The following is an 11,262-nucleotide window of genomic DNA, read 5'->3' on the forward strand; positions in this document are numbered from 1 at the left end:
TATGGACCGGCGCCTGACCCACGTCTTCTTCGACGTGACCCACACCTTGCTCGACGTTCGCGGTTCGGTGGGTGAGATCTACGCTCGCTGCGCGGCTCGGCACGGCTTGCAGGTCGAGCCCGGGTTGGTGGAACGCAGCTTCCAGGAGGCCATCGCCGGGATCCCGCAGCCTGTCGCCCCAGGTCTCGCCGAGGCGGAGATCCAAGCCCGCGAGCGCGGCTGGTGGCACGAGGTGGCGCGCCGCTCGCTCGCGCCTTTCGGACCCTTTCCTGATTTCGAGGCTTTCTTCGCCGAGGTCTTCGAAGCCTTCCGCCACCGCGATGCCTGGGTGCTCCTGCCGGGAGTCGCCGAGGCCCTGCGGCTCTTCCGCACCCGGGGTCTACGTCTCGGCATCATCTCGGACATCGATTCGCGGCTGTTCGACGTGCTCGCCGCCTTCGGCCTCGAAGCGACCTTCGACGTCGTCTGCCTCTCGTTCCGCTGCGGCTACCAGAAGCCCGATGTGCGCCTGTTCCACGCGGCTCTCGGCCTCGCCGGTGTCCCGGCGGCGCAGGCCGCGCACGTCGGCGACAGCCTGCGCTCGGACGTGCAAGGGGCGCTCGGCGCCGGCATGCACGCCATCCATCTGGATACAACCCGAGACGGCGGCGCGCCCTCCGGCGCCCACGTGGTGCACCGCTGGTCCGATCTGCCGGCCCTCCTCGAGCGCCTCGGCCGCTGATCAGGGCGCCGCCGCGGCCGGCGTCGCGAGCGTCATGTGCAGCCGGTCCATGGCGAAGCCATAGAGGTCGGCGTTCTCCTCGATCTGCTTCGCGGTCGGCTTGCCTCCGCCATGCCCCGCCTTGGTCTCCACCCGGAGCAGGATCGGATGGTCCGAGACGTTGCAGGCTTGCACCGCGGCGGCGAATTTCTTGGCGTGCGCCGGGTACACCCGCGTGTCCGTGTCCGCCGTGGTGATCAGCATGGGAGGGAACTTCGTTCCCGGCCGCACGTTGTGCACCGGCGAATAGGCATAGAGGAAGCGGAAGTGCTCCGCATTCTTCGGATCGCCGTATTCCGGCACCCAGTAGGAGCCGATCGTCCACAGCTGATAGCGCAGCATGTCGGTCACGGGCACGCGGGAGATGACGGCGCCGTAGAGATCCGGCCGCTGCAGGGCGCAAGCCGCGGTGAGGAGACCGCCGTTGCTGCCACCCTCGATGGCGAGGCGCGACGTGCGCGTGTAGTCGTTGGCCACCAGCCACTCGGCGGCGGCGATGAAATCGTCGAAGACGTTCTGCTTCTTCTCCAGCATGCCAGCCTTGTGCCACTCCTCACCGAACTCGCCGCCGCCGCGCAGGTTCGGCAGGGCGAAGACGCCGCCCTGCTCCAGCCAGAAGAGGCGCGAGGTGGAGAAGTTCGGCGTACGGCTGATGTTGAAGCCACCGTAGCCGGTGAGCCAGACGGGGTTGTTGCCGTCCAGCATCAGGCCGCGCTTGTGCACCAGGAACATCGGGACCTTGGTGCCGTCCTTCGACTCGTAGAACACCTGCCGGGTCACGAACGGCGCCGGGTCGAAGCGCATCTCCGCCTTCTGATAGAGGGAGAGCTTGCCCGTCGCGAGATCCAGGCGATAGTTCTGCGTCGGGAAGAGGAAGGAGCTAAAGCCGACGAAGCAGTCCGGGTCCTCGGGCCTGCCGCTCACCCCGGTGACGGCGCCGAGAGTCGGCATCTCCACTTCCTGCTGCAAGGCGCCGTCCAGGCCGTAGATGCGCAAGCGGTGGTAAGCATTGTGCATGCTCGACACCACGAGCTGCCGCTGCACCAAGCGGGAGGTGCTGATGACGTCGCTCACGTGCTCCGGGACCACCGTCTTCGGCTCGCGGCTCGGTGCTTCCATGTCCACCACCACGATGCGCCGCCGCGGCGCTCCCAGGTCGGTCTCGAAGAAGAGCTTGCTGCCGCTCGCTTCGATGAACTCGAACTCGGCAGTGAAGCCGGCGAAGAGCGGCGCGAGCGAAGACGACTTGGCCTGCAGATCCTGGACGAAGATCTCGTCCTTGCCAGCGCTCCCCTTCCACACCTGCACCACGAGCCAGCGGCCACCGTGGCTCACGTCGGGGCTGAAGCCGAGATCCCCGTCTTCCGGCCGTTCGTAGACCAGGCGGTCCTTGCTCTGCGCCTGCCCCAGGACATGGAAGTAGACCTTCTGGAAGTGTTCTTCCTTCTCGGGATAGCGACAGTAGAAGAAGCCGCTCTTGTCTCCGGCCCAGGCGATCTCGGTAAAGCGCACGCGCTCCAGCTTGTCGGCGCGATCCTTCCCCGAGGCCACGTCGCGGACGTGGAGCACCTGCCAGTCGCTGCCGCTCTGACTGAGGCCGTACGCCAGAAGGGCGCCGTCATCGCTGGTCTCCGAGGCGCCGAGGGAGATGGTGCCGTCGGCGCTCAGCGCGTTGGGATCGAGGAGGACTTCGAGCTTCCCGTCCAGGCCCTTCCGCTTGTAGAGCACCGATTGGTTCTGCAAGCCGTCGTTCTTGGAGGCGAAGACCCAGTTGCCTTCCTTTGTCGGCAGGCCATAGCGCGGGTAGTCCTGCAGCTCGGTCAAGCGGCGCACCATGGCCTCCCGGGCGGGCAAGCCGTCGAGATAGGTCCGGGTCACCTGATTCTGTGACTCCCCCCACTGCTGCACTTCCGGGTCGTCCACGTTCTCGAGCCAGCGGTACGGGTCGGCGACGCTGGTGCCGAAGAAATCGTCGACCTGGTCGACCTTGCGGGTCTCGACGGGTTTTGCGGCGAGCGCCGGCAAGGCCATGGCGACGAGGCAGGCGCCGAGAAGGAAGAACAAGCGTGCTTTCTTCATCACCAAGACCCTCCTGTGGGGCTCCCCTGGGGTCAAGCCGTGCGGCCGGCCCCGGTTCCGGTCTGTTGCATGCGGACGAGTATGTTACACCCGAAGAGCACCAATCGGGAGAGCCAGCGCACCGCTGGCGCTGCCACCGGGCCGCCCCCTCACCGCTGCCTCGGGCCATATCTTCCCGCTGTCCCGGGACGTATCTTCCCGCCGTGGACCCGAAGCCCTCTCAGCAGGCGCAGCCGCTCGCCGCGAAGCGCGAGACTTCCCGCCCGAGGGTCGTCATCGTCGGCGGCGGCTTCGGCGGTCTCACCGCCGCCCGCAAGCTGCGGCGCGCCCCGGTCGACCTGATCCTCGTGGACCGCAGGAACCATCACCTGTTCCAGCCCTTGCTCTATCAGGTGGCGACGGCCGGCCTCTCGCCCGCCGACATCGCCGAACCGCTGCGGCGCATTCTCCGCCGGCAGAAGAACGCGACGGTGCTCCTGGCGCAGGCGAGCGGCGTTGATCTGCAACGCCGCACCCTGCGTCTGGAGGATGGTGAGCTTGCCTACGATTTTCTCGTTCTCGCCTGCGGCGCCACGCATTCCTGGTTCGGCCACGACGCCTGGGCCCGGCATGCCCTGGGGTTGAAGACGCTCGAGGATGCCCTCGAGATCCGCCGTCGCGTTCTCCTGGCCTACGAGCGCGCCGAGCGCACCGACGACGAGGCCGAGCGCGAAGCGCTCATGACCTTCGTCGTCATCGGCGGCGGCCCGACGGGCGTGGAGATGGCAGGCGCGCTGGCGGAAATCGCCCGGCAGACGCTGCAGAAAGACTTCCGCCGCATCCATCCGGAAACCGCGCGCGTCCTCCTCGTCGAAGCCGGGCCGCAGGTGCTGAACACTTTCGCTCCCTCCCTTTCCACTCGCGCCGCGCGTTCGCTCCGCAAGATCGGCGTCGAGGTTCTCGCTGGCACGCCGGTCACCGACATCGAAGACGGCGTGGTGCGCTTGGGCGAGAAGAGCATCCGGGCGGGAAACATCATTTGGGCTGCCGGCGTCCGCGCCGTGCCCCTCGGCGCCACCCTCGGAGTCCCTCTCGATCGCGCCGGCCGCGTTCTCGTCGAGAAGGACTGCACCGTCCCCGGCCATCCCGAGGTCTACGTCCTCGGCGACATGGCGCGCCTGGTGGACGCAGCAGGCGTCGAAGTGCCCGGCGTCGCCCAGGGTGCCATCCAGGCGGGCCGGCTCGTAGCGCGCAACATCGTCCACAGCCTGAGGAACGAAGCGCGCGAGCCGCTCACCTACAAGGATCTCGGGATGTTAGCGACGATCGGCCGTGCCCATGCGGTGGTGCAGCTGGGAAGCATACGCTTCGCTGGCTACTTCGCCTGGCTCTTCTGGGCCTTCCTCCACATCGCGCTCCTCATCGGCTTCGACAAGCGCCTCATCGTGATGGTGGAGTGGATCTGGGCCTACTTCACCTTCGACCGCGGCGCCCGGCTCATCACGGGTGATCGCCGTGATTCCGATCCGCCGCAATGACTGTCGGCCCCGTCGACTCGAGACAGACGACCCTCTCGGTTGCTTGACTGGTTGCACGGAACTCGTATTTTTCGACCGGGGGTCCCTTGGAGAGGCTGCTATCGTGAGCCGATGCTGGGTCTCGGTGCTCTTGTGGCTCGGCGCCGCGAGGGAGGCGCCCGTCCTCGCCCAGAGCTGCGCGGACTATTCCCAGCACCCGGAACCCGTCGGATCCGTGGACACGCCTGGGGCAAACGCCGTGTCTGTGGCGATCCAAGGCGAGTTCGCTTACTTGGCGACCGTCGCTGGTCTGCGCGTCCTGGACATCCGGAACCCTGTCAAACCAGTTCTCGTTGGTTCATTGCCAGGATTTGCCCGGGCCGTTGCCGTCGAGGACACCACGGCCTACCTCACCGGTGACGGTTCACTCCGTGTCGTCGATATCCGCGACCCTTCCGCGCCTGCCATCGTGGGAACCGTCTCGACCCCGGCTGAACCTCGCGCGATGGTTGTGGGTTGGGCTACGGGTCTTGCCGTTGCCGGGGACTTGCTGTGCGTCGCCGCCGGGCCCTTTCTGCACGTGCTCGATGTCCGCGATTCGCTTCGAGTTGGCTGATCCGATTCCTGTGCGCTTGAGCCTGCACGACGTCACGGGGAGCGAAGTGGCACGTCTGCTACAAAGGCTCGCCCCCGCGGGCGTGAGTAGCGTCACCTGGGACGGCCGAGACGCAAACGGCAGGCCGGTGGCCGCCGGCGTGTACTTCGTCCGGCTCGAGTCCCCGGACGGCGTGCGCACACACAAGCTCGTTCTTGCTCGTTGAGTTGACCCCTCCTACGGATGCTCACGAAAACGCCACCATCACCGGAAGAGGTTCTTGATCGCGGACCAGCTCGGCGCGCGCACCGGCACACCGCCTTCCATCAGCGTGTAGAGGAGCAATGTCTCCTGTCCGTACCACTCGTACTGCGACCGCACGCCGACCAGGTGGAAGGTGACGCTGCCGGTGCCGATGGCCGGAGCCGTCCACAGGAAGGTGTCCGATGTGCGCCGAACTTCGGGCGGATAGGCGCGAGCGAAAGCATGCGTGACGCTCGAGGTCGGAGTGGAACAGGGCCCGTTGTGGTAGAGCGCCGAGTCCGTCCACGTGAAGACACCAGCCCCACCGAGGTTCGGCGTCCCGGGTACGCCGCGGACGCACTGCAGGAGAAAACCCGGATAGGCAGCGGTGTTGGAGATCTCGACTGTGTACGTCGCGCCGGGAGAATAGTGGGTGACGGGACCGGTGTCGTCGAAGACGCGGATGACGAAGCCACCCGTCCCAGCTTGCCCGCCGCCCATCTGGTACCAGCCAGCGCTCGGATACGAGCAGGTCCCGGCTCCGCTGCTGTAGCCCCAGACGGGCGCGGCTGCAGCCCAAACGATGCTGGCCCAGGCAAAGACGAAGCGTCGCGGCAGCGGCGAGGGCATGCCGGGCTCCTTCGTGAGATGAGGCGAGATCATAGCTCCCGGGCGGGGATCTCCTGCATCGGGGAGGACCTGATTTCGCCGCGCAGCAAGCGCACGTAAAGCAGCAGACTGACCGCGAACGGCAGCAAGTAATAGAGGACTCGGAACAGCATCGACGCGAGCACGGCGCGTTCGTAGTCGACACCGAGGAGAGCGTAGGTGCCGACCATGGAGCCTTCCTGAACGCCCATGCCGCCTGGGAGCATGGAGAGGAAGCCGAGGGTGACGCCGAGAGCGAAGCCGGTGAGCAGCACGCCCGGGTGGAGCGCCTCGCCGAGCGCCCTGAAGCAGAAGTCCAGGGCGAGGACGCTCGTCGCCCAGTCGGCGAGCACGAGGAGCACCGGGAGCACGAGGAGGCGAGGGCGGGCGCGGATGGCATCCATTCCGGCGCCGAGTGTCGCATCCAGATGACGGAGGACGGGCTCGACATCGCGCCGGAGCAGGCGCCGGGAGGCGGCGCCGACGAACCGCGCTGCCTTGGATCGCGCCGCACGGTGCCCCAGGAGCACGGTGCTGCCCGCGAGAAGGAGAAGCGCGAGCGCCGAGGCGGCGGCGAGGGACTCCGTCTGAGTGCGCCCGAGAGGGTGGCGGAGCAGGAGATACAGCAACCCGAGTGGCAGGAGCGACATCATCACGATGTGGTTGAGATAGGAGTGCACCAGGGAAGCGGCGAGCACGTCCCCCGCCGCGAGGCCGCGGCGGCGCAGGAGAACGAGGCGGAGCGAGTAGCCGGCAGTTCCCCCGATCGAGAGCAGGTTGTTGAGGGCGAAGGAGATGAAGCCGATCTCGAGCAGATCGCGCCGCGGCAAGCGGATGCCGAAGACACGGTGGATGGCCGTGTAGCCGCCGCTCAGACAACCATAAGAGAGGGCGGTGCAGAGGACCGCCACGGGCACGTAGATCCAGCGGGCTTGATGCAGCACCTGGGCCGCATCGCGCGCGTCCATCGACGCCAAGAGGATACCGAGGAGCGCACACACCAGCACCAGGGCCACGCCCTTGCCGCGCCGCGTGCTCTTGCCTTCTTCCTTCATCCCTCCGTCACCCGCGTCAGCGCCAGTCCCGCGCGCACCAAACCTGCCGGTCCGCCCTCGTAGACGAGGAAACGCTCCTCCCAAGCGGGTTCGAACTTGGCCTTGTACGCCCGCAATCCTTTGTAAGAGAAGAAGCGGTTCAGCCGCTCGTAGACCTGGTGCACGGCGCGCTCCTCGAGCGGCGCCCCGGGGCGGTCCCCGACACCGGAGAGTGGTGCGAGCCCGAGGCTGAAGCGACGATACCGCGCCGAGAGGGCCAGCAAGACCTCCAGGAAGAGGAAGTCCATGGTCCCGTTGGGCACCTCCACTCGATGGCGCATGAGGTCGATGGTGCTGTCGCCCTCCGGGTAGCAAGGGATCAGGTTGACGAAACCGAGGCCGCTTCCCGAGCGGTCGCGGACCACGAAGAACGGCGTTTGGCTCGTGTGGGCGTGGTCGAAGCGACCGAGGGTGAAGCTACGCTCGCGCCGGCCCGGGAGCGACAGCCACTCGTTGGAGATCCGTTGCACCTCGTCGAAGAGAACCTCCGGATGCGGCGGCTCGTGTCGCGTCACCTGCAAGCCGAGCGTTTGGGCCCGCCGGCGCACCCGCTGGAAGCCGCTCGCTTCCTGCGTCCGCGTGATGAACACCTGCAGATCCACCAAGGCTTCTTCGCCCACCTTGAGCTCGTGCATGCCGAGCTGGCGATACAGCGGCAAGGCGTCGGGCAGCGTCTGATGGAAGGCGAGCTGCCAGCCGTTGTCGGCGCAGAAGCTGGCGAAACGCCGCACCGTTTCCTCCAGCTCGTCGGCCGGACCGGCGGGATCGCCCAGGCTGATGGCACACCCGAGCGCGGCTCGATAGGCGATGAACGAACGCCCCGAGGGGGAGAAGTAGAACGATTTGTCCGGCCAGAGCTTGAAGTGGTCCAGGGCGGACCTCCCGTGCACCGCGAGGATCTCCGCGGCCTGGGCTCGTTCATGCGGCAACGTCCGCAAGCGAAAGGCCAGCGGCCGGAAGAGCGAGTACACCGCGATGAGCCCGGCCGTGAGACCGAGGAACTGCAGCGAATCCAGGAACCAGCGCGCGTGGCGTGTGTGCGGCACCAAGTCCGGATTCCCCGCCAGCGAGTACTGGCGCAGGATGCGGATCCAGGCATCGTGGAGACGGAAGTTGATGCCGAAGTCGCGCCGGTCGAGGAGCCAGAACCCCAGCGTGCCGTAGGCGAGCGCGGCGACCAGGCTGATTACGACGAGCCCCACGCCGCGCGCCACGCTGACAGGCTCGTAGTGCACGGTGAAACGCCGGCGGAACAGGAGGAGGAGCACGGCGGTGGTGCCGGGGGCGACCGCCAGCGTCGTGTGGTGGCCACGCCCGAGATGGGCCGCGGCGGCCACGACCGAGGCGATCGTCGCCAGCCACCAGGCCGCTCGCCGCCGCCGCCGCAGGTGATGGGCGAGATACAGGAGCAGGAAGCCGGTGGCCAGGGTGAGGAGCCTGCTCCAGTGGTGCAACCCGAAGGGCAGGACGGCACCGAGTCGCGGCGACTCCGGCACACGGGTGAACAGCGAGTGCAGGACGCCGAGGGCGCCGTTGGCGAAGGTCGCGCCGGCGACCAGCCAGAGCGGCCAGTCGCGGCGGGCCACCCGCTGCAGACTCTCGCCTCGCATGGCGATCCGACCCTGCCAGAGCTCGACGCCGGCAGTCGGCACACCAGGAGGCGCCCCGAGGGTCCGGCAGGAGGCTGGGCCGGAACCTCAGCGCCCGTGCGCTGGTCGCGACCACCGGTCGATGAGCGCTTCGAGCTGCTCGGACTCGAAGGGCTTGTCCAGGACGGCGCAGGCCCCGAAGCGGGGCGCGCGCTGGTGGAGGGTAGGATCGCCGAAGGCCGTGATCAAGATGACAGGGATGGAGCGGCCGCTCTGCCGCAGGTACTCGATGGCCTGCAGCCCGGTGACCCCCGGCATACGGAGGTCGGTGATCACGAGCTGCGCCGGGGTGGCGTTGCGCTCGCAGTCCTCGACCCGCTCCAGGAGTTCGGAGCCGTTGCCCGCCTCGACGACCTCGTAGCCGGCGCGCCGCAGGCTCCACGCGAGCAGCCGCCGCATTTCCAGGTCGTCCTCGGCGAGCACCAGGCGGGCGCCCGGGGTGAGGAGCGCGGGTTCCGCCCGCGGCCGTGGCGTGACGGACTCCATCACTCGGGACATGCGAGGACCTCTTCCACGAGACGAGTCAGGACCTCCATGTCGAAGGGCTTGTCGAGCACTGCCGTGGCGCCGAGTCGCCGCGCTTCCGCATGAGTCGGCTCATCACCAAAGGCGGTAATGACGAGCAGCGGAGCGCGGCAACCCAGTTCGCGCAGCCATTCGAGGGCCTCGAGTCCCGTGACGCCCGGCATGCGGACGTCGGTGATCACGACGTCCACCGGGTCGCCCCGTCGCTCCGAGGTGGCGACCTCTTCGAGGAGCTGCAATCCATTCGGCATGGGCACGACGTCGTGTCCTTGCTTGAGCAATGCGCCGGCGAGGAGATAGCGCATCTCGTCGTCGTCCTCGGCGAGCAGCACCCGCGCCCGCCGCGAAACGTGCATGCCACGGCGCTCCTTCGCCCGCCGCGGACGGACCCGCGTCTCTGTCATGATGCACCTCCCGTGCTGCCCCTCGCGTTGCATGCGACATACCAGCGGCAGGGCAGCGAGAGCGGCGCGCCGCGCGCCCGAGCCCGTGGCGGTGCGCCCCGCTGCGTCCAAGGAGCGCGAGGGCGGGTGTTTTCTCCGGTCGCGGCGCCTGGGCCCGCGCCGGGTCGAGGAATTCTGCCCCGCGGGGCAGGACGCCACGGCCGGACCGGGCGGGGCTATGATCGGTGTAGCTGAGGTGAAAGAGGGAACCGATGCGGGCTGCGGTTCTATCGGTGCTGTTCTTGGCAAGCATGGCAGCGGCCTCCGCCGCCAGCGAGGATTCCTTGTCTGTCGGCCGGTTCGGTCGGGTCCACCTCTACCAGCAGTTTCCTTCTCCCGCGCGCGTCGTGCTCTTCGTCTCCGGGGACGGCGGCTGGAACCAGGGCGTGGTGGACATGGCGCGCGAGCTGGCGGCGTTGGACGCGCTGGTCGCGGGCATCGACATCACCCATTACCTGAAGGAGCTGCGGCAGAGCTCCGAGCGTTGCCTCTACCCCGCGGCGGATTTCGAGGCGCTGAGCCAGGCGGTGCAGAAGAGCCGGGGCTTCGGGCGCTACGTGACGCCGGTGCTCGTGGGCTACTCGTCCGGGGCCACGCTCGTCTACGCGGCGATCGCGCAGGCTCCGCCGGCCGCCTTCCGCGGTGCCATCAGCTTGGGCTTCTGCCCCGACCTGGCGGTGACCCACCCGCTGTGCCCGGGTAGTGGGCTCGCCACACGACCGACTCCCCGCGGCACCGGCCTGATCGTGCTCCCGGACGCAGCTCTCGAGGTGCCGTGGATCGCTCTGCAGGGAACGATCGACCAAGTCTGCGATCCGGAGAGCACGCTCGCTTACGTGAAGAAGGTGCATGGCGCCGAGGTCGTCATGCTGCCCAAGGTCGGGCACGGCTACTCGGTGCCCAGCCACTGGATGCCCCAGTTCAAGGCGGCATTCGAGCGCCTCTCGGCCCGTCCTGATCCGTCCGCGGTGGGCATGCGCCTGCAGGTGCCGCCGGCAGCAAGCGGCGCCAGTACAACAGGTGAGCCACCCAAGAGCGCGGTGGCGCCAGCACCGGTCGCGGCCACGCCCCAGACACTCGCGGCCCCCGAGCTCGAGCATCTGCCGCTCACCGAAGTCGCGCCGCACCCTCCCGAGTCGGATCTTCTGGCGTTGCATTTGACCGGGGACGGCGGCTACGGCGTCACCGACCACGGGATTGCCACGATGCTCGCGCAGCACGGGACTCCGGTCGTCGTCCTCAACTCGCTGCACTACTTCTGGAATCCCCGTACGCCGGATGCCATCGCCGCTGACGTCGAGAGCATCCTGCGTCACTATTTGACGGCCTGGAAGAAGGAGCGCGCCATCCTCATCGGCTACTCGATGGGCGCCGACGTCCTCCCCTTCGTGGTGGAGCGCCTGCCTGCGGATCTGAAGCGGCGCATCGCCCTCGTCGCCTTTCTCGGCCTGGGATCGAGCGCCGACTTCGAGCTCCGTGTCTCCGGCTGGCTGGGGGGCGCGCACCGCCCGCCGTCGCTCCCGGTGCGCCCGGAGGTGGAGAAGCTGCGCGGCCTGCGCATGCTCTGCTTCTATGGCGCCGAGGACGACGATGCACTGTGCAAGGATCTGGATCCCGGTTTGGTGGAGAGCGTGGGCCTCCATGGCGGACATCGGATCGGCGGCAACTATGGAGCCATCGCCGAGGCGATCTTGCACGAGATCGTCGCCGGGCGTTGAGTCACGGCAGCT

Annotated in this window: 9 protein-coding genes; 3 read left to right on the forward strand and 6 right to left on the reverse strand. The window is 68.0% G+C overall.

Annotation, left to right across the window (positions count from 1 at the left end; all coding sequences use genetic code 11):
* The first annotated feature begins 1 nt into the window (after position 1).
* A complete protein-coding gene (locus tag VFE28_16820; GenBank protein HZM17660.1) occupies positions 2 to 721 on the forward strand; it encodes an HAD-IA family hydrolase in 720 nt (239 codons plus the stop codon).
* Here VFE28_16820 and VFE28_16825 read toward each other — a convergent pair whose 3' ends face one another.
* The gene (locus VFE28_16825; protein ID HZM17661.1) at positions 722 to 2,839 is read right to left on the reverse strand and encodes a prolyl oligopeptidase family serine peptidase; all 2,118 of its coding nucleotides are present in this window, start codon (positions 2,837 to 2,839) and stop codon (positions 722 to 724) included.
* A 203-nt stretch (positions 2,840 to 3,042) separates the two neighbouring features.
* On the opposite strand from VFE28_16825, the gene VFE28_16830 reads away from it, so the two are divergent.
* Positions 3,043 to 4,356 carry an NAD(P)/FAD-dependent oxidoreductase gene (locus VFE28_16830; protein HZM17662.1) on the forward strand — a complete coding sequence of 438 codons (1,314 nt, stop codon included), beginning with the start codon at positions 3,043 to 3,045 and terminating at the stop codon, positions 4,354 to 4,356.
* Positions 4,357 to 5,194: 838 nt separating this feature from the next.
* Here the strand turns inward: VFE28_16830 and VFE28_16835 are convergent.
* The 5 genes from VFE28_16835 to VFE28_16855 all read right to left on the reverse strand — a co-directional run bounded on the left by VFE28_16835 (position 5,195) and on the right by VFE28_16855 (position 9,493).
* Positions 5,195 to 5,803, reverse strand: coding sequence for a Reeler domain-containing protein (locus VFE28_16835; protein ID HZM17663.1), 609 nt, complete (start codon positions 5,801 to 5,803; stop codon positions 5,195 to 5,197).
* A gap of 29 nt (positions 5,804 to 5,832) precedes the next feature.
* Positions 5,833 to 6,876, reverse strand: a complete 1,044-nt coding sequence (locus VFE28_16840) for a flippase-like domain-containing protein (protein ID HZM17664.1) — start codon at positions 6,874 to 6,876, stop codon at positions 5,833 to 5,835.
* Positions 6,873 to 8,525, reverse strand: a complete 1,653-nt coding sequence (locus VFE28_16845) for a phosphatidylglycerol lysyltransferase domain-containing protein (GenBank protein ID HZM17665.1) — start codon at positions 8,523 to 8,525, stop codon at positions 6,873 to 6,875. Before VFE28_16845 ends, VFE28_16840 begins: the two co-directional genes overlap by 4 nt.
* Positions 8,526 to 8,612: 87 nt before the next feature.
* The gene (locus tag VFE28_16850) at positions 8,613 to 9,062 is read right to left on the reverse strand and encodes a response regulator (GenBank protein HZM17666.1); all 450 of its coding nucleotides are present in this window, start codon (positions 9,060 to 9,062) and stop codon (positions 8,613 to 8,615) included.
* Positions 9,050 to 9,493 carry a response regulator gene (locus tag VFE28_16855; protein ID HZM17667.1) on the reverse strand — a complete coding sequence of 148 codons (444 nt, stop codon included), beginning with the start codon at positions 9,491 to 9,493 and terminating at the stop codon, positions 9,050 to 9,052. The genes VFE28_16850 and VFE28_16855 overlap by 13 nt, the downstream gene beginning before the upstream one ends.
* Positions 9,494 to 9,816: 323 nt before the next feature.
* Here VFE28_16855 and VFE28_16860 point away from each other — a divergent pair, with 323 nt between their 5' ends.
* Positions 9,817 to 11,250, forward strand: coding sequence for an AcvB/VirJ family lysyl-phosphatidylglycerol hydrolase (locus tag VFE28_16860; protein ID HZM17668.1), 1,434 nt, complete (start codon positions 9,817 to 9,819; stop codon positions 11,248 to 11,250).
* Positions 11,251 to 11,262 lie beyond the last annotated feature (12 nt).

This window comes from Candidatus Krumholzibacteriia bacterium (assembly GCA_035649275.1).
Classification (GTDB): domain Bacteria; phylum Krumholzibacteriota; class Krumholzibacteriia.